Here is an 18,048-nt window from a genome sequence, read left to right as displayed (position 1 = left end):
CGTCAAACGGGAGGGAGGACGAGGCTGTGCAGGTTATGCCTGGGCGCGCAGGGACAAACCGTTTTTCAGCATATGCGCCCTTGATTGCATATGCTGAAATCATCATGCTGCAAAGCAATGGCCGATCGTTCAGAATGATGAATTGTCGTTTTATTATTCGGTAAATTATACGTAACTTATTGATATTCAATGGAATAAAAAATGGTCTTCTATAAGATAGAACACTCTGTTGCGATGCACATCTGAAGTAAGCTTTGTGCGTCGTTTGTTTCTACTCTTGGAGATCCTCTCATGGCAACGCGCGAGCAGCAAATTCAGCAACTTCAGCAGGACTGGGCCCAGAATCCACGTTGGGCCGGCATTCAACGGGGCTATGCGGCAGCCGATGTCGTGAAGCTGCGCGGCTCCGTGGTGACCGAGCACACGCTGGCCAAGCGCGGCGCACACCGGCTGTGGCAGGACATGCATCGCGAGCCCTTCGTCAATGCTCTGGGCGCATTGACCGGCAACCAGGCCATGCAGCAGGTCAAGGCCGGGTTGAACGCGATCTACCTTTCGGGCTGGCAGGTGGCCGGTGATGCCAATCTGGCCGGTGAAATGTATCCCGATCAGTCGCTGTACCCGGTCAATTCGGTGCCCAGCGTGGTCAAGCGCATCAACAACACGCTCACGCGCGCCGACCAGATCCAGTGGATGGAAGGCAAGAACCCGGGCGACGAAGACTACATCGATTACTTCGCGCCCATCATGGCCGATGCCGAGGCCGGTTTCGGCGGCGTGCTCAATGCCTTCGAACTGATGAAATCCATGATCGAGGCGGGCGCCGCGGGGGTGCATTTCGAGGACCAACTGGCCTCCGTGAAGAAGTGCGGCCATATGGGTGGGAAAGTGCTCGTGCCGACGCGCGAAGCGGTGGCCAAGCTGGTGGCCGCACGCCTCGCGGCGGACGTGCTGAACGTGCCGACCATCCTCGTGGCCCGAACCGACGCCGAGGCGGCCGATCTGATCACGTCGGACGTGGACGACAACGACAAGCCGTTTTGCACCGGCGAACGCACGGTCGAAGGGTTCTACCGCACCAAGCCCGGCTTGCAGCAGGCCGTGTCGCGCGGCCTGGCCTACGCGCCGTATGCCGATCTGGTGTGGTGCGAAACCGGCAAACCCGACCTGGCCTATGCCAAGGCCTTTGCCGAAGCCATCCACGCCAAGTTCCCGGGCAAGATGCTCGCCTACAACTGTTCGCCCTCGTTCAACTGGAAAAAGAACCTGGACGACGCCACCATCGCCAAGTTCCAGAAAGAACTCGGCGCGATGGGTTACAAGTTCCAGTTCATCACCCTGGCCGGTTTCCATGCGTTGAACTATTCCATGTTCAACCTGGCCTACGGTTACGCGCGCAACCAGATGAGCGCGTTCGTCGAATTGCAGGAAGCCGAGTTCGCCGCTGCCGACAAGGGCTTTACCGCGGTGAAGCACCAACGCGAGGTGGGCACCGGCTACTTCGACGCCGTGACCACCACGATCGAAAACGAAGCCTCGACGGCGGCGCTCAAGGGCTCGACCGAAGACGAGCAGTTCTTCGAAAAGAAGGTGGCCTGAAAACCGAGCGGCGCAAGCCGGCGCGAAACACGAAGAGGTGAGGGGACAAGCACCCGGCCGGACCCGAGAGGGTCCGGCTTTTTGATGCGCGCTATTTGTTCTCGTGCCGCATGATCCTGGCCTTCTCGCGCTGCCAGTCGCGCTTGGCCTCGGTGTCGCGCTTGTCGTGCAGCTTCTTGCCGCGGCCGAGCGCGAAGTCGACCTTGATGCGGGCGTTCTTGTAGTGCAGGTTGAGCGGCACCAGGGTGTAGCCGCGCTGCTCGACCTTGCCGATGAGCCGGCGGATCTCATCCTTGTGCAGCAGCAGCTTGCGGGTGCGGCTGGCGTCGGGACGCACATGCGTGGATGCGCTTTGCAGCGCGGTGACGTTCATGCCGACGAGGAACAGTTCGCCGTCGCGAATGAGCACATAGCCGTCGAGCAGTTGCGCGCGCCCGGCGCGGATGGCCTTGACTTCCCATCCCTCCAGCACGATGCCGGCCTCGAAGCGGTCCTCGAGGAAATAATTGAAAGCGGCCTTGCGATTTTCTGCGATGCTCATGTGGGCTCCTGCGCGGTGCGCGGCCCTCCGTGGGGGCTTCGCGCCCCTTCGGAGCGGCCGTGCGTCGCGCTCATGGTGTCACCAGTTGGGGGCTGGCTGGTTTTTTACAATCCGTCATTTTAAGAAGCTCACCCATGGCCGTCGTCCACAAGTCCGTTCTGATCTGGTACAGCGCAAATCAAATGTACGGCTTGGTGGCCGATGTGGCTTCGTATCCGCAATTCCTGCCCTGGTGTGGCGGGGTGGACATCCACGAAGCCACGGCCGAGCGCATGCGTGCCACCATCCACATCGCCTTCAAGGGCGTCAAGCAAAGTTTTACCACCGAGAACACCCAGGTTCCAGGCCGGGAGATCCATCTTCGGTTGGTGGATGGACCGTTTTCCGATCTCCAGGGGCGCTGGCTGTTCAAGCCGCTCGAAGGAGACAAGGCGTGCGAGATCGACTTCGAACTGCATTACAGCTTTTCCAACAGGTTGGTGGAGGCCGTGATCGGCCCGGTTTTCGGGCATATCGCCAAGACCTTCGTCGAAGCCTTCGTGCAGCGCGCCGAGAAAGTCTATGGCTGAGCCGCAGCAGCGCTTACCTGCGGCCCACATCACGGTGCAGGTTTGCTGGTTGCCGGCGCATGGTCCTGCGCTGCTTCGTACCGTATGCATCCCCTCGGGTTCGAGCCTCGCCGACGCGGTGGAGGCGAGCGGCCTGCAAAGCGTGCTGCCGGATGCGAGCTGGCGCGACGCGGGCGGGCAGTTGCGGCTGGCTATCTATGGCGTGCTCAAACCTGCAGGCGCGCGGGTCCGGCCCGGCGACCGCATTGATATCACCCGTCCGTTGACGGTCGATCCCAAAGAGGCCCGCCGCCAGCGGGCGCGCAAGGCGGCGGCGAACCGCCGTGCCACCCGAGCTTGAAGAACGGCGGGATTGCCGCTCGGATGTCCCGGCCTCAAAGTTGGGGTGGGGGCAGGCTGTCGGCCGGATCGCGCGGCAGCCACAGACGCACCAGCAGGCCGCCGCCCTTGGCGTTGCTGACTTCCAGGCGGCCATCCATGCGGGCGATGGTCTTGTCGACGATGGCCAGACCCAGGCCGGTACCCTTGGCGGCGGTACGCGCTTCGTCGCCGCGGAAAAAAGGACGGGTGAGCAAGGGCAGATGGTCTGGGGCCACGCCCGGTCCATGGTCACGCACACTCAGGCACACTTCGGTGGAGCGCTTGGCGAAGCCGATGTCGAGTTCGACGCGGTTGGTTCCAGGCGAGCGGCCATAGCGCCTGGCGTTTTCGATCAAGTTGACCACGATGCGTTGCAGTTCCAGAGGGTCGGCCATCACCCGGGCCTCCGCATCGCGCGGCATGCGGATTCGGGTGTCCGGATTCTTCGTATAGTCGGCGACGATCTTCGCCAGCAGATCGGGGAGGTCCACCGACTCCCGCACCGGGCTTGCGCTGCGTGCGTACTCCATGAACTTGTTGATGATGGAGTCGGCTTGCTCGATGTCGGCCACGATATCGTGGCGAGCCTGGGCATCGGGCACACTGAGCTCGGCCTCGAGGCGCAGCCGCGCCAGGGGCGTGCGAATATCGTGCGAGATCCCGGCCAGCATCAACGCGCGGTCCTGTTCGATGTCCTGCAGGGCGCGCGCCATGCGGTTGAACCCGCGGTTGACCTCGCGGATTTCCTGGGTTCCCGAGGTTTCGCTGAGCTGATGCGAGAAATTCCCCTCGCGCACGCGGGCCGTGGCAATGCTGAGGTCGCGTAGCGGGCGGTTGACGAAACTCGCGATGATGGCTGCGCCGATGAGCGCAAGAAGCGTGGCCAACACGCTCCAGATGATCCAGGCCTCGCCGAGCGAGGAATCGATGCGCGAGCGGTCGAGCAGAAGCCAGTAGTCGTCGTGGTCGATGCGAAAGCCGATCCAGAGGCCGGGCCGGCCATTGACTGCCTCGGCAAAATCGAGCTTTTCGTGCAGGCGCGCGTCGACCGACTTGGTCAGGCGGCGGGTGAAATCGGTGTGCGCCATCGGCACCCATTGATCGCTGGCAACGCGGGGGTAGATGTAGATGTCTTCCCGTTTGACCAACTCATCGAGCAGGGCGGTGCGGTATTCGGGCGCCGAATGGACCAGGGCGATACGCGTCAGGTCGATCAGGCTGGTGATCTGGCGCGACGTCTGCTCGACCCGCGGCCCGAGTTGCAGCACGCGAAAGCTCTGGAACCAGACGGCCAGACTGGCCGATACCAGCAGCACGATGAGGAAAAACGTGCGCCAGTAGAGCCGCCCCGACAGGCCGCCGAAGATGCGCCGCGCCAGGCCGATCTTCTGCTCGCCGGGCGATGCGTGTGGAGCGGGAGGGTGCGACACGCTGGCGTTCAAGGATCAGTCGCGGATTGAAAGCCGCAAGTGCCGGAGTGGCGGTTCGGGAATGACACTTCGAATCCTGGCGGCACCAGCCGCCAGGATTGCGGGCGCGGTGCGGACACGGGTCGGAGCGAGCCGGGGTTCTGGCTCAGGCGTCCTTGGTGTCGGGCACGAACACATAGCCCACGCCCCAGACGGTCTGGATATAGCGCGGGTGGGCCGGATCGATCTCGACGATCTTGCGCAGGCGCGAAATGGCCACGTCCAGGCTGCGGTCGAAGGCCTCGTAGTCGCGCCCCCGCGCCAGTTCGGCCAGGCGATCGCGCGACAGCGGTTGCCGCGGGTGACGCACCAGGGCCTTGAGCATGGCGAACTCCCCCGTGGTCAGGCTGATGAGTTCGCCATTCTTGGACAGCTCGCGACGGGCCAGGTCGAGGCTGAAAGGGCCGAACAGCACGGTTTCGTCGTCACGCGCCGGCGCACCAGGCAGTTCAGGATTGGGCTGGCGGCGCAGCACGGCGCTGATGCGCGCCAGCAGTTCGCGCGGATTGAACGGTTTGGGCAGATAGTCGTCGGCGCCGACTTCCAGGCCGATGATGCGGTCCACGTCCTCACCCTTGGCCGTGAGCATGATGATGGGCGTGAAATCCTTCGAAGCGCGCATGCGCTTGCAGATGGTCAGGCCGTCCTCTCCCGGCAGCATGAGGTCGAGCACGATGAGATCGAAGCGTTCCTTGACCGTGACGCGCTGCATGGCCTTGGCGTCCTCGGCGACGAAGACCTCGTAATTTTCCTGGGCCAGATAGCGGCGCAGCAAATCCCTGATGCGGGCATCATCGTCGACGACCAGAATTTTCTTCGGCTTGTCCTGTTGCATGGCTGGGTAGTATGGGTTGTGAGAAACGTGTTCCTGTTCGGTCACATGAGCTTGGGGCGATTGAATCCTGGGGCTAGCCTGGTAAATGTAACCGCGATGATCCTGGGCCGACAAGCGATCCTCAACATAGCCTCCCAATCTTGCATGGCATCGGGTTTGTTGCCCGCATGATTCTGGACACAAAAAACCCGGTCCATGGACCGGGTTTTTGCTGGGCAGGGTAACGGTTTACTGGGTGACCTTGGCTTGGGCCAGGAGTTCCTGCTGATACTTCTGCACGGCTTCGCGCTGCAGTTCCTGCACGATCTGGGGCTTGAGTTGCTCCAGGGTCGGAGGCTTGGCCGGGCGGGTCTTGTCCAACTTGATGATGTGCCAGCCGAACTGGGTCTGCACCGGGGTCGTGGTGTACTCGCCGGGTTTGAGCTTGGTCAGCGCGGCAGCGAAAGGCTCGACGTAATTGCCGGGGGTGGACCAGCCGAGGTCGCCGCCATGGGCAGCGGAGGCGGTGTCCTTGGAATACTTCTTGGCCAGTTCGCTGAACTTCTCGCCCTTCTTCAGCTTGGCGATGATGTCCGCGGCTTCCTTCTCGGTCGGCACCAGGATGTGCTGGGCGTCGTATTCGGTGGAGCCGAATGTTTTGGCGAACTGGTCGTACTTGGCCTTGATCTGCGCCTCGGTGATGGGGTGCTTCTTGAGGTAGTCGCCGAACAGGGTGCGGATCAGGATGTTCTGACGATTGATCTGGATCTCGTCCTGAACGTCCTTCTGGTTCTGCAGGCCTTGCTTTTCGGCTTCCTGCACCACCACTTCGCGCAGGATCAATTCCTTCTTGATCTGGTCCTTGAGTTGCGGAGTGACTGGTTGGCCGGATTGCTTGGCCATGTTTTCGGCCACGACGTTGACCATGGCCTCGGTGATGGGCTTGCCATTGACGGTGGCGGCGGTTTGCGCACTGGCCAGCGGGCTGAACAGCGCAATGGCCAGTGCGGCCGGCAGGAGTTTGAGGAGTGGCTTGTGCATGTCGGGAAAGGGTGGGGTTCGTGAACGTGGGTTGCAATACGTGGAGAGGTTTGCAGCCTACAACTGGGGCGATCCGTAAGGCTCGTCCGGTGCGTGAAGGTCGAGCACGAGGGCATGGATGTCGTGCGCCAGCATCGAAGCCAAAGCATCATACACGAGCCGGTGACGTGCGATTTTTGACTTTCCTGCGAAGATGCGGCTGACCAGAAACACGCTGAAATGGCTGCCTTGCGGGTCGAATCCGCCATGGCCGGCATGGCTTGCGGAATCGTCCGTGACCTTCAGCTGCTCGGGCGCGAAAGCCTGGCGCAGAATCTGTTCGATGCGTTCGACGCGGCGCATGGCTTCAGCTACTTTTTTGCGGCAGATACCGTGCGATCATCAGCGACTGGATGACCGCGAACACGAGGGTGAGGGCCAGGCTGCCGAACAGTTTGAAGTCGACCCAGGCGGCGGTGGAGAAATGGTAGGCGACCCAGATGTTGAGCAGGCCCATGATGGCGAAGTAGGCCGTCCACGACCAGTTCAGCCGGCTCCAGGCGACGGCCGGCAATTCCATCTGGCTGCCGAGCAAGGAGCGGATCAGGTTCTTGCGGTAGAGCAGCTGACCCCCGGCCAGCGCCAGCGCGAACAGCCAGTACAGGACGGTGGGTTTCCATTTGATGAAGGTTTCGTCATGCAGCAGCAGCGTGGCGCCGCCGAACACCACCACCACCACCAGGCTGACCCAGAGCATGGCGTCCACTTTGCGATGCTTGAACCAGACCCAGCCGATCTGCGCGAAGGTGGCGGCGATGGCTACGCCGGTGGCCACGTAGATGCCGCCGAACTTGTAGGCGACGAAGAACAGGATGATGGGGAAGAAGTCGAACAGGAGTTTCATGCCGGCATTATCCCTGTTTGCCCTGCGCGGCAGCATGCCCGACAGGCGTGAAATCGAGCGCTGCGGAGTTGATGCAGTAGCGCAGGCCTGCCGGGCCCGGGCCATCGGGGAAGACATGGCCGAGATGGGCATGGCACTTGGCGCAACGCACCTCCGTGCGCAGCATGCCGTGACTGTGGTCTTCCACGGCCTCGATGGCCTGTTGCCACACCGGCTCCGTGAAGCTGGGCCAGCCGCTGCCGGAATCGAACTTGGTGGCGGAGTCGAACAGCACCGAGCCGCAGCACACGCAGCGGTAGCTGCCGTCGGCGTGGTGGTCCCAGTACTTGCCGCTGAACGGGGCTTCGGTGGCGCTGCAGCGCGTCACACGGTATTGCTCGGGGGTGAGCTTGGCGCGCCACTCGGCGTCGTCGGTCGGGGTTTGAGGCATGGCGTTGTTTCCTTTCCTTCTGAAGCGTGGTAAGGCCAGGGCGTTTGCTTGGTCACGAGGAACACGACAGCGCGGGGGCTTCGGCATCCTGCGGCGGCGCCGCGGCATAAGCCGCATGTTCGGGCTGCTCGGCATAAGGATGCCGCAGCACGCCCAGCAGTTCCCTTGCCGGCGCGAAATCGCCGGCCTCGGCCGCTGCGATCACCTGTTGCGCGAGGTGATGCCGCAGCACGAAACGGGGGTTCACGCCGTCCATCGCACGCTTGCGCGTGGCGTCGCCAAGCAGGTTCTGACGCAGGCGCCCGCGATAGTCGGCGATCCAGGCCTGGAAGCGGTGTGGCCGCTTGGCGAACAGCGCTTCCAGTTCCAGGGGCACGGGGGCGCTCGGGTCCGCGCCCAGGGCGCCGAGCAGGCGAAAGCTCAAGGTCCAGTCGCTGCGATTCTCGGCCATCGCTGCCAGCCAGGCATCGACCAGATCGTCATCGCCGGGTTGCGGCTGGTCCAGGCCGAGCTTGGCTTGCAGCCGTGCGCGCATGGCCTGCGAGAACTGGGCCTCGAAGGCCTCCACGGCATCGACGGCATGTTGCGGCGGCCCGATCAGTGGCAGCAGGGCTTGGGCCAGCGCCAGCAGGTTCCAACGTGCGACGGCAGGCTGCTGGGCCCAAGCGTAGCGGCCGAAGCGGTCGGTGGTGTTGGGGGTGTGGGCGGGATCGAAGCCGTCCATGAAGGCGAAGGGCCCGTAGTCCAGGGTCCAGCCCAGTATCGACATATTGTCGGTATTCATCACGCCGTGGATGAATCCGACGCACTGCCATTGCGCCACGAGCCGCGCGGTACGGGCCACGACTCCCTGCAGCAGGGCCAGCGCCGGGTTGTCGGCACCGGCGCAGGCAGGGTCGACGCGGGCGATGGTCCAGTCGACCAACTTCCGCAGGGCGTCGTGTTGGCCGCCGTAGCTGAAGTGCTCGAAATGGCCGAAGCGCACGAAGGTCGGGGCAAGCCGCGTGACGACCGCCGCCGTTTCCATGCGTTCGCGCGGCACGGGAAGCGGCGACGTGACGAGGCAGAGCGCGCGGGTGGTGGGAATGCCCAGGTGCCACATCGCCTCGCTGGCCAGGAATTCGCGCAGCGATGAGCGCAGCACGGCACGGCCATCGCCGTGCCTGGAGTAGGGCGTGCGGCCTGCGCCCTTGAGTTGAACCTCCCAGCGTGGGAAACCGCAGTTCTGCTGCGCATCGGGGGCGTCCGTTTCGCCCAGCAGGTGGGCGCGCCCATCACCGAGCTGTCCGGCCCAGTTGCCAAACTGGTGCCCGGCGTACACGGTGCAGATCGTCTCGCACCCCGCGGGGGGGCGATTGCCGCTGAACAGCTCCGCCCAGAGTTGGCGTATGTCATCGTCCTGGTGCGGGGCGTCGAGCGCGAGGAGCCGTGCGGCCTCGTCGCTGACCAGGCTGACCGTCGGCGCCGGCACCCCCTGCGGCTGCACGGCGCGATAAAACTCCGGCCCCAGGGCGCGATAGGGCTGCCGGAGTGTCAAGCCGTCGAGGCGCATCGACGGTGATTGGCAGATTTCCATAACGCGATTGTCGGCGAGACGCGATGCCCTTGGTGCCCACTATGCCTGCCGACGGGCGGCATCTGCGGGCCCTGCGCAGCACGCAAGCCTCATACTATCCAGATGTATTAGAACTCACAAAATGAAACATTTACGTGGGCTGTCTTTCGAAAAATCAGGGTTTTCCCAGGGGGCTTGGCCTTGAGCAGAATATGTGCATTGCAGCACAATGTGCGCCAACAACGATTTCTCACAATGCCGAACATATCCATACTGCGTACACGCGGGCTCAGCAAGCATTTCTCCGGATTTTCCGCGGTTCAAAATGTCGATCTGGATATCGCGCAGGGCTCGATTCATGCACTGGTCGGGCCGAACGGGGCGGGTAAAACAACGTGTTTCAATCTCTTGAGTAAATTCCTCCAGCCCAGTTCTGGAGATATTTATTATCTTGATCGAAATATCACGAAGATGCAGCCTGCCGATGTCGCGAGGCTGGGTATGGTGCGTTCATTTCAAATCAGCGCGACATTTCCGCACATGACCCTTCTCGAAAATGTGCGCGTCGGCCTACAACGTCATGCGGGACTGGCACATCAGTTCTGGATGTCCGTGCAGGTTCTTAAACGGCTGGACGACGCAGCCATGGAGTTTCTCGATCTGGTCGGCTTGTCGGCCCAGGCTGGGCAACTCGCCGTCAACCTTCCCTACGGTCACAAACGCGCGCTGGAACTGGCCACGACCTTGGCCATGAATCCGCAGCTGCTTTTGCTGGACGAACCCACCCAGGGCCTGGGGCACGAGGACGTCGAGCAGGTGACCAACCTCATTCAACGGGTGGCCAAGGGGCGCACGGTGCTGATGGTGGAACACAATATGTCTGTCATTGCCAAGATCTGCGACCGCGTCACGGTGATGCAACGCGGCCAGGTGCTGGCCGAGGGCAGCTACGACGAGGTCTCGCGCAATCCCGAGGTCATTGCCGCGTACATGGGCGAGTCGGAAGGAGCGCTCAGTTCCGCGGCGGGGGCCAACCCATGAGCGCCGCCGCGGACGATCAGGCCGTGGAGGCGCCATCTTGGCGCGACGCGGCTGTGAAGTCGGCTTCCCAAGACGCCCAGGCAGCGCTGGCGATCGAGAACCTGCACGCCTGGTACGGCGAGTCGCACGTCTTGCACGGCGTCAACCTGACGGTCCAGCCCGGCGAGACGGTTTGCCTGCTCGGGCGCAATGGGGCAGGACGTACCACCACCTTGCGTGCCATCATGGGCCTGACCAGCGGGCGCAGTGGCAGCATCCGCGTGTTCGGCCACGAGGTGTCCGGCTTGCCCCGGCATCGCGTGGCGCCGCTCGGCGTGGGTTACTGCCCGGAGGAACGGGGTATTTTCGCCAGCCTGACGGCAAAAGAGAATTTTTTCCTGCCGCCGCGTTTGCAAACTGGATTTTCCGGGATCAGCGTGGAGGAAATCTACGCGCTGTTTCCCAATTTGCAGGAGCGTGCGAACAGCCCCGGTTCGCGTTTATCCGGGGGCGAACAGCAAATGCTGGCCGTGGCGCGAATTTTGCGCACGGGAGCGCGTCTTCTATTGCTCGACGAAATTTCGGAAGGCCTGGCTCCCGTGATTGTTCAGGCGCTGGGGCGGGCGATTACCGAGTTGAAGAAAAAGGGGTTTTCTATTTTACTCGTCGAACAAAATTTCAGGTTTTCGGCAAATCTGGCCGACCGTTTTTATGTCATGGAGCGGGGGCAGATTGTGTTGGAAATAGCGCGCGCCGATCTCGATCGGCATCGCGCCGAACTTCGGGGTTTACTGGGTATTTAACAGCGGACGAATCGTCATCCGCACAAAAGGAGACTTGCATGAAACTCAAGACACTGGCATGGGCGCTCGCCCTGGCTCTGGGCACCGCAAACCTGGCACGGGCTGAAGCGCCCGTGAAAATCGGCTTCATCACGGATATGTCCGGGGTCTATTCCGCGGTGGACGGCCCCGGCGGCGTCGCCGCCATGAAGATGGCCATCCACGACTTCGGCGGCTCGGTGTTGGGTCGCAAGATCGAGTTGCTGACCTTCGACCACCAGAACAAGGCCGACCTGGCCGCAGGCAAGGCCAAGGAATATTTCTCGCAGGACGGCGTGGACATGCTGGTCGGCGGCACCAACAGCGCCACGGCTTTGGCGATGGAGCCGATCGCTGCGCAATACAAGAAACCGTTCTTCGTGGTCGGCGCAGGCGCGTCGAGCATCGTCGGCAAGCAATGCACACCCTACACCGTGATGTACGCCTACAACACCACGGCACTGGCACGCGGCACCGCAAGCGCGGTGATCAAGCACGGTGGCAAGAGCTGGTATTTCCTCACGGCCGATTACGCCTTTGGCAAGTCCTTGGAAAGCGAGGCGGCCAAGGTGGTCGAGGCCGATGGCGGCAAGGTGGTGGGGCAGGTCCTCGCGCCGCTGGGCGCGTCCGACTTTTCGTCCTATCTGCTGCAGGCGCAGGCTTCCAAGGCCCAGGTTCTCGGCCTGGCCAACGCCGGGGGCGATTCGGATAACGCCATCAAGCAAGCCAATCAGTTCGGCGTGACCAAGACCATGAAACTGGCCGGTCTGCTGCTGTTCATCACCGACATCCACAGCGTCGGCCTGCCGGCCGCACAGGGTCTGTTCCTTACCACGCCGTGGTACTGGAACCAGAATGCCCAGTCGCGCGCATGGGCCGAGCGCTATTTCAAGGAAATGCATGCCATGCCCACCTTCCTGCAGGCGGGGGACTACTCCGCCGTGCTGACCTATCTGAAGGCGGTGAAGACAGCCGGTACGACCGACGGCACCAAGGTCATGGACACGCTGCGCAAGATGAAGGTCAACGACATGTTCATGCACGACGGTTTCATGCGCCCCAGCGGTCTGATGATCCACGACATGTATCTCGAGCAGGTGAAAACCCCGGCGGAATCCAAGGAGCCCTGGGACTACTACAAGCTCGTGCAGACCATTCCGGGCAACGATGCGTTCGGGCCGGCTGCCGCCTACGGTTGTCCGCTGGACAAGTAAGAAGGGGTGTTGAGCCGCCTGCCTCGCACCGCCTCGGCACGCGAGGCAGGCGGCCCAACGAAACGGTTGACGTTCGAGGTGCGGCTTGACTGAAATCTTTGGTTTTCCCTTGCCCCTGCTGCTGGGGCAACTCATGCTCGGCCTGGTCAACGGTGCGTTCTACGCCATGTTGTCGCTGGGCCTGGCGGTGATCTTCGGCCTGATGGATGTGGTGAATTTCGCTCACGGCGCCTTCTTCATGATGGGTGCGATGTTCGCCTGGATGGGCGGGCAGTACTTCCACCTGGGTTTTTGGTGGATGCTGTGGATCGCCCCCTTGCTCGTGGGCCTGGCTGGCGTGCTGGTCGAGCGCCTGATGCTGCGGCGCCTGCGCGGCATGGACCCGATCTACGGCCTCCTGCTGACCTTCGGCCTCACCCTGCTCATCGAGGGGGTGTTCCGCTCATTCTTCGGCGTGGCCGGCGCGCCCTACAGCCCGCCGGATCTGCTCGGCGGAACGGTGAACCTCGGCTTCATGTTCCTGCCGGTGTACCTGGCCTTCGCCGTGGCGGCCAGCCTCGTGGTGTGCTTCGGCACCTGGTTGCTGATCGATCGGACCAAGCTCGGTGCCTACCTGCGCGCCGGCACCGAGAACCCGGCGCTTGTCCAGGCCTTCGGCATCAACTTCCCGCTGCTGGTGATGCTGACCTTCGGTTTCGGCTCGGCGCTGGCCGGCCTGGCCGGGGTGCTCGCCGCGCCAGTCATCCAGGTCTCGCCGCTGATGGGGTCGAACCTCATCATCGTGGTTTTCGCCATCGTCGTCATCGGCGGCATGGGGTCGGTCATGGGCTCCATCGTCACCGGCCTTTCGCTGGGCATGATCGAGGGCTTGGCCAAGGTGCTCTATGCGCCCATCTCCACCACGGTGGTGTTCATTTTCATGGCCCTGGTGCTCACCGTGCGACCGGCTGGCCTGTTCGGCAAGGATAAATGACCATGCTCTGGCGCACACGCTTACCCGCTTACGTCGCCTGGGTTCTGCTGCTCCTGGCCGTGGCCGCGCCCTGGCTGGGGCTCTATCCCGTACTGGGCATGCGCATGATGTGCTTTGCCCTGTTCGCCTGCGCCTTCAATCTTCTGGCCGGTTATGCCGGGCTGATTTCCTTCGGCCATGCCGCCTTGTTCGGCGGCGCGGGCTATCTCACCGGGCTGGCGCTCACCGCCTGGGGCTGGCCCACGCCGGCCGGGGTGTTGCTGGGGGTGCTGGCGGCTCTGGGCATCGGCCTGGTCATGGGGGTGCTGGCGGTGCGCAGGCAGGGCATCTACTTCTCGATGATCACGCTGGCGCTGGCGCAGATCGTGTATTTCTACTGTTTGCAGGCCAACTTCACGGGCGGCGAGGACGGTTTGCAGGGCATTCCGCGCGGCAGCTTGTTCGGCCTGTCACTGCAATCCGATCGCGTGATGTACTACGTCGTGCTCGTGGTGTTCGTTGCCAGCTGGTGGTTCATGCGGCGGGTGGTGAATTCGCCTTTCGGTCAAGTGATGCAGGCGGTGCGCGAGAACGAGCCGCGCGCCGTTTCGCTTGGCTATCGCGCCAACCGCTACAAGCTCGGCGTGTTCCTGTTGTCGGCAGGATTCGCCGGCCTGGCCGGTGCCATGAAGGCGCTGGTGATGGGTTTCGAAACCCTGACGGATGTGCACTGGAGCACGTCCGGCCTGGTCATCCTCATGACCCTGGTGGGCGGCCTTGGCACCGACCTCGGCCCCATCCTCGGTGCCGTCATCATCACCGTGCTGGAAGAGAAGATGGGCACCATCGCCCGGTTTCTGGAGCACAGTACTGGCATCCACTGGTTCAGCCAGCTCAACGATTCGGTGAGCATGGTGATCGGCGCGATTTTCGTGCTTTGCGTGCTGCTGTTCCGGCGCGGCATCGTGGGCGAACTGCGCGCCCGCTTGCGCGGGGCGCAGCCGTCCGGAGGATGATGGCGGGGCAGGGACTCGGGCGGCACGGATAGCTGCCTGCCGCCTTCCAAGGGCCTCATCAGGAAGCCAATCAACTTTCTTCGTGCGTTCTCCATCCCCTGCAGGAAGATCACTGGGAACCCAGGCGGAATGCGCGCCGTGTTGTGTCTCCAATCACTCGCCGCGAACGGGTTGTATCGGTGGCCGTCTGAGTAAGATAGGAGGCATCGATTGGATACGTGTTCGGCATGTACCGCCAACTGACCCTTCTGCGCATGCGCTGGTATGCCGCCGCTACCGGCCGCGTCCTGGTGCGGCATTGGCAACTATTCGCCATCGCAGGCGTGTTCGTGCCGATTGGAACGCCGGTCGGCAAACTGGTGATGAGCCTTGCCATGCCGTTGATGATGGTTCTGCGTCTCGGCAGCGACAGCCTTTGGCATTTCGAGCGCATCGTGCTGATTCAGGGCATCGCGCTCGTCTGGGTCATGGTGCAACGCCGTCACATACTCGGCGGTGAATTCATGGTCTATGCGCAAGCGTTGCCGATTTCTCTGCGCGAGCGGCGCTGGGTGAGCGTGTCGGTGCTATTGCCCGCCAACAGTCTTTTACTGGTCCCGGTCGTAGCCTTGCTCATGGTCGCGCCCGCAGGCATGTTCGGACCGATATCCATCGCGTTCCTGCTCGCTTCGGCGGGAGCATTGGCCAGCCTTGTGCTGCTCGCCCAGCTCGGCGTGCTGGAGCGACACCCTGCGGCTGTGCCCGCGATTGGCCTGGCCGATGGGGTGCTGAGTTGGAGCCTGACCCGTCCGGCCAGCGCGGCGGGCTGGTTAGCCCTTGGCGCCTGCGTGCTTTTCGGCATGTCCTTCCTGTGCGTTCCGCCGGGCCTGTTCAAGTCCTTGCGCCAGGCCATGCTGCGCTGCGCCTCGACTGGAAGAAAAAACCGTCTTCGGCAGTTCTTCCGGTTCTTGCCACCGGCCAGGCGTATGCAGATCCAGGTCCTGGGGTTGCAGCACGCCGGGAGCACGGCTTTGCGCATGGTGATGGCCATGGGGCTGGTTTTGGGCGCCGACGTGCTGATGCAGATCTTTGCCTACGACACCCGTGCCTTGCCCACCGCCATCCTCGCCATGGCTGCCGTGGCCCTGATCATCGGCGGTCTTTACCGCATTCTGCGATCGGCACATCTGCCGGTGCTGTCCTATCTGCGCGCACTGCCTCTCCCAACACACTTCTGGGCGGTACAAGATACAGCTTTCATCGTCGCGTTGGGCGCGGTGCCGCTGGCGGTTTTACTGATTCCACTGGGTCTGCATCTCGGCTCAGCCGCCATGCCGCTGCTGGCCCTGACCCTGGCCTATTTCGCACTGCTGGCCTTGTTGCGATTCCCGTTGATCTACGGCGGGCGGCAAGCCGTTTTGCTGGGGGTCCTCCTGGCCAGCGCCTGGTCCGGCGTGGCGATGGCGGCGGTTGTTCGATAGGAGCGCGCCGATGCTGCGATTCACTGATGTCACGAAGGCGTTCGGCTGGCACCTGGTATTCGGCGGCATTGGCGACGATCTGGCTCCCGGCGTCTATGCCCTGCAAGGGGCGAATGGCAGCGGCAAATCCACGCTGCTGGGCATTCTCTCAGGGGCGATCGCCCCCGACGCCGGCGATGTCTGGATCGACGGCATCAACCTCAACACCGATCCGCTCGCAGCCCGTCAGCGACTGTCTTATGTGCCTGATGAGAGTCCTATCTACCCGTTCATGGGCGGATGGGACCTACTGGATTTCGTCGCGATGGCCAAAAAGACCAAGGTCGATTCCGCCATGCTCGATCTCACCGCGCAACTCGGCCTGAGCCCGTACATGCAGACCCGCTTCGGTGCCATGTCGCTGGGCACGCAAAAGAAATTCCTGCTCTGCGCCGCCTGGATCGGCGAACCCCGCGTGATGCTGCTGGACGAGCCTTCCAACGGCCTGGACGCGCGAACGCGAGAACTCCTGGCTCAACGTATCCGGGCACGCGGGCCACAAAGCTTGACCCTGTTCGCCAGCCATGACACAGGTTTCGTCGAGGCTTGCGGGGCGACGGTGCTGCAGATGGACCGTTTTATGGCACACGGCCCTTGCACGCAGGCACGCAGCGGACTTTCCGACCGACCGACTGTGAAATCTTTGAGGTGAGCTTGTTCAGTCGGCGTCAGGCGGCAAATCGTCCGGCGGCTTGGCCGCGTCCGGGCGTGACACCAGCACCTTGTCGATGCGCTTGCCGTCCATGTCCACGATCTCGAAACGCCAGTCGCCCCAGTCGATGTGGTCGCCGGTGTGTGGCAGGCGTGCCAGCAGCAGCATGAGCATGCCGGCCAGCGTGTTGTAGCGCGCCTTCTCCTCCTCGGGCAGGGATTTCAATCCCAGCTTGTCCTTCAGGTCGCCCACCGGAATCAGGCCGTCCAGCAGCCAGGAACCATCGTCGCGCTGCACGGCCCAGGGCTCCTCGGACGGATGGCTCTTGAACTCGCCGGCGATGGCCTCCAGGATGTCCTGCACCGTGACGATGCCCAGGGTCTGGCCATATTCGCCCAGCACCAGCGCGGTGTGGTCCGCGCTTTGTTTGAAGGTTTGCAGCAGTTCCAGCCCAGTGAGGCTTTCGGGCACGAAGATGGCGTGGCTCGACGCCTTGCTCAGGTCCTCGATGCCCTCGCGCCGGATGAAGCGGCCGAGCAGTTCCTTGGTCGACACCAGGCCGAGCACGTCGTCCAGATCGCCGCGCACCAGCGGAAAACGCGAATGCGGCGACTGCGCGATCTTGGCCAGGTTGTCGGCCAGCGGGTCCTCGACGTCCAGGAACTCGATCTCGTTGCGCGGCGTCATCAGCGAGGCGATCTGGCGGTCGTCGAGGCGGAACACGTTGCGCACCATCTCGTGCTCCTGCACCTCGATCACGCCGGCGTCCGAGCCTTCCTCCAGCACGACATTGATTTCTTCCTCGGTCACATGCGTCGGCGCATCCGTGCGCACGCGCAGCAGGCGCAACAGCAAGTCGGTGGAGAACGACAGCAGCTTGACGAACACCGACACGCTGCGCGCGAGGACGAGCATGGGTTGCGCCATGACCAGGGCGATCTTCTCCGGCGCCAGCTGCCCAAGGCGCTTGGGCACCAGCTCGCCAATGACGATGGACAGATAGGTAATGACTAGCACCACCAGCGCGGTGCCGGCGATGTTGGCAAACTGCGGCAACAGCCCGAGACTCTGCAGCCACAGGCTGATGGGCTTCGAGAACGCCGCCTCGCCGATGATGCCGTTGAGTACGCTGATGGACGTGATGCCGATCTGCACCGTGGACAGCAGCCGCGTGGGCTGCTCGGTCAACTGCAGCGCGGCGCGCGCCGGAACGCTGCCGGATTCGGCCATCGCGGTCAGGCGCGCGCGCCGGGCCGTGACCAGGGCGATTTCCGACATCGCGAACAGGCCGTTGAGCACGATCAGGGCCAGGAGAATCAGGATTTCCGTCGTCATGGCAGAAGGTTGGGGTGCAGGCGTGGCGCGTGCGGGCAAGGGTCAGCCGCACGCCACGCGGTACGCTGGCTTGATTCCACGGTGGAGAAGAGGGAGGAGGGCGCACGGACGCGGGCTGCAAGCTTGCAGCCCGCAAAAAAACGCCGGGCCGTCCCCAAGTGTTTTTGACCCCCATGGGGGGCGGGGCGGTGTGCCGCCCCTGGGGCACTCAAAGGCGATCGGGGCGCGGGTTCAGGCGAAGGGTCCAATGCAGCGGGCAGCGTGGTTGCGGTTCGAGC

19 protein-coding genes are annotated in these 18,048 nt (G+C 63.2%); 10 read left to right on the top strand and 9 right to left on the bottom strand.

Going from position 1 to position 18,048, the window contains the following annotated elements; translation table 11 throughout:
• The first annotated feature begins 291 nt into the window (after positions 1-291).
• Positions 292-1,599: an isocitrate lyase gene (aceA, locus tag THIARS_RS15800; RefSeq protein ID WP_094161729.1), complete on the top strand. Its 1,308-nt coding sequence runs from the start codon at positions 292-294 to the stop codon at positions 1,597-1,599.
• Between the two features lie 91 nt (positions 1,600-1,690).
• Here aceA and smpB read toward each other — a convergent pair whose 3' ends face one another.
• Positions 1,691-2,140 (bottom strand): SsrA-binding protein SmpB, encoded by a 450-nt coding sequence (gene smpB, locus THIARS_RS15795; protein ID WP_094161728.1) that lies wholly within the window; start codon positions 2,138-2,140, stop codon positions 1,691-1,693.
• Between the two features lie 134 nt (positions 2,141-2,274).
• Between smpB and THIARS_RS15790 the strand changes: the two genes are divergently transcribed.
• Positions 2,275-2,709, top strand: coding sequence for a type II toxin-antitoxin system RatA family toxin (locus THIARS_RS15790; protein ID WP_094161727.1), 435 nt, complete (start codon positions 2,275-2,277; stop codon positions 2,707-2,709).
• Positions 2,702-3,049 (top strand): RnfH family protein, encoded by a 348-nt coding sequence (locus THIARS_RS15785; RefSeq protein ID WP_094161726.1) that lies wholly within the window; start codon positions 2,702-2,704, stop codon positions 3,047-3,049. Before THIARS_RS15790 ends, THIARS_RS15785 begins: the two co-directional genes overlap by 8 nt.
• Before the next feature lie 34 nt (positions 3,050-3,083).
• On the opposite strand, the gene THIARS_RS15780 is transcribed toward THIARS_RS15785, so the two are convergent.
• From THIARS_RS15780 to THIARS_RS15750, 7 genes are all read right to left on the bottom strand, one after another.
• Positions 3,084-4,511, bottom strand: coding sequence for a sensor histidine kinase (locus THIARS_RS15780; protein ID WP_245845947.1), 1,428 nt, complete (start codon positions 4,509-4,511; stop codon positions 3,084-3,086).
• 133 nt (positions 4,512-4,644) lie between these two features.
• Complete coding sequence (ompR, locus tag THIARS_RS15775; RefSeq protein WP_094161725.1) at positions 4,645-5,373, bottom strand: osmolarity response regulator transcription factor OmpR; 729 nt, start codon at positions 5,371-5,373, stop codon at positions 4,645-4,647.
• A gap of 228 nt (positions 5,374-5,601) precedes the next feature.
• Complete coding sequence (locus THIARS_RS15770; protein WP_094161724.1) at positions 5,602-6,393, bottom strand: peptidylprolyl isomerase; 792 nt, start codon at positions 6,391-6,393, stop codon at positions 5,602-5,604.
• A gap of 57 nt (positions 6,394-6,450) precedes the next feature.
• On the bottom strand, positions 6,451-6,735 hold the full coding sequence (locus THIARS_RS15765) for a BolA family protein (protein ID WP_094161723.1): 285 nt from the start codon (positions 6,733-6,735) through the stop codon (positions 6,451-6,453).
• A 4-nt stretch (positions 6,736-6,739) separates the two neighbouring features.
• The gene (locus THIARS_RS15760) at positions 6,740-7,276 is read right to left on the bottom strand and encodes a septation protein A (RefSeq protein WP_094161722.1); all 537 of its coding nucleotides are present in this window, start codon (positions 7,274-7,276) and stop codon (positions 6,740-6,742) included.
• Between the two features lie 7 nt (positions 7,277-7,283).
• On the bottom strand, positions 7,284-7,706 hold the full coding sequence (gene msrB / locus THIARS_RS15755) for a peptide-methionine (R)-S-oxide reductase MsrB (RefSeq protein WP_094161721.1): 423 nt from the start codon (positions 7,704-7,706) through the stop codon (positions 7,284-7,286).
• A gap of 52 nt (positions 7,707-7,758) precedes the next feature.
• Positions 7,759-9,282 (bottom strand): protein adenylyltransferase SelO, encoded by a 1,524-nt coding sequence (locus THIARS_RS15750; RefSeq protein WP_094161720.1) that lies wholly within the window; start codon positions 9,280-9,282, stop codon positions 7,759-7,761.
• 234 nt (positions 9,283-9,516) lie between these two features.
• Between THIARS_RS15750 and THIARS_RS15745 the strand changes: the two genes are divergently transcribed.
• The 7 genes from THIARS_RS15745 (at position 9,517) to THIARS_RS15715 (ending at position 16,435) form a co-directional block, all read left to right on the top strand.
• A complete protein-coding gene (locus tag THIARS_RS15745; protein ID WP_094161719.1) occupies positions 9,517-10,302 on the top strand; it encodes an ABC transporter ATP-binding protein in 786 nt (261 codons plus the stop codon).
• Entirely contained in the window at positions 10,299-11,084 is a 786-nt protein-coding gene (locus THIARS_RS15740) for an ABC transporter ATP-binding protein (RefSeq protein WP_094161718.1), read from the top strand. The genes THIARS_RS15745 and THIARS_RS15740 overlap by 4 nt, the downstream gene beginning before the upstream one ends.
• Positions 11,085-11,122: 38 nt before the next feature.
• A complete protein-coding gene (locus tag THIARS_RS15735) occupies positions 11,123-12,316 on the top strand; it encodes an ABC transporter substrate-binding protein (protein WP_094161717.1) in 1,194 nt (397 codons plus the stop codon).
• An 85-nt stretch (positions 12,317-12,401) separates the two neighbouring features.
• A complete protein-coding gene (locus THIARS_RS15730; protein ID WP_094161716.1) occupies positions 12,402-13,289 on the top strand; it encodes a branched-chain amino acid ABC transporter permease in 888 nt (295 codons plus the stop codon).
• A 2-nt stretch (positions 13,290-13,291) separates the two neighbouring features.
• Entirely contained in the window at positions 13,292-14,284 is a 993-nt protein-coding gene (locus THIARS_RS15725) for a branched-chain amino acid ABC transporter permease (protein ID WP_425444253.1), read from the top strand.
• 227 nt (positions 14,285-14,511) lie between these two features.
• Entirely contained in the window at positions 14,512-15,744 is a 1,233-nt protein-coding gene (locus THIARS_RS15720) for a hypothetical protein (protein WP_094161714.1), read from the top strand.
• Between the two features lie 10 nt (positions 15,745-15,754).
• Positions 15,755-16,435: an ABC transporter ATP-binding protein gene (locus THIARS_RS15715; protein WP_094161713.1), complete on the top strand. Its 681-nt coding sequence runs from the start codon at positions 15,755-15,757 to the stop codon at positions 16,433-16,435.
• A gap of 6 nt (positions 16,436-16,441) precedes the next feature.
• On the opposite strand, the gene THIARS_RS15710 is transcribed toward THIARS_RS15715, so the two are convergent.
• A complete protein-coding gene (locus THIARS_RS15710) occupies positions 16,442-17,770 on the bottom strand; it encodes a hemolysin family protein (protein ID WP_094161712.1) in 1,329 nt (442 codons plus the stop codon).
• Between the last annotated feature and the right edge of the window lie 278 nt (positions 17,771-18,048).

Origin of the sequence: Thiomonas delicata (assembly GCF_900088825.1) — a bacterium.
In the GTDB taxonomy this organism is placed as follows: domain Bacteria; phylum Pseudomonadota; class Gammaproteobacteria; order Burkholderiales; family Burkholderiaceae_C; genus Thiomonas_A; species Thiomonas_A delicata.
Note: the sequence above shows the minus strand (reverse complement) of the source record. Positions and strands in the feature narration are given on the sequence as shown.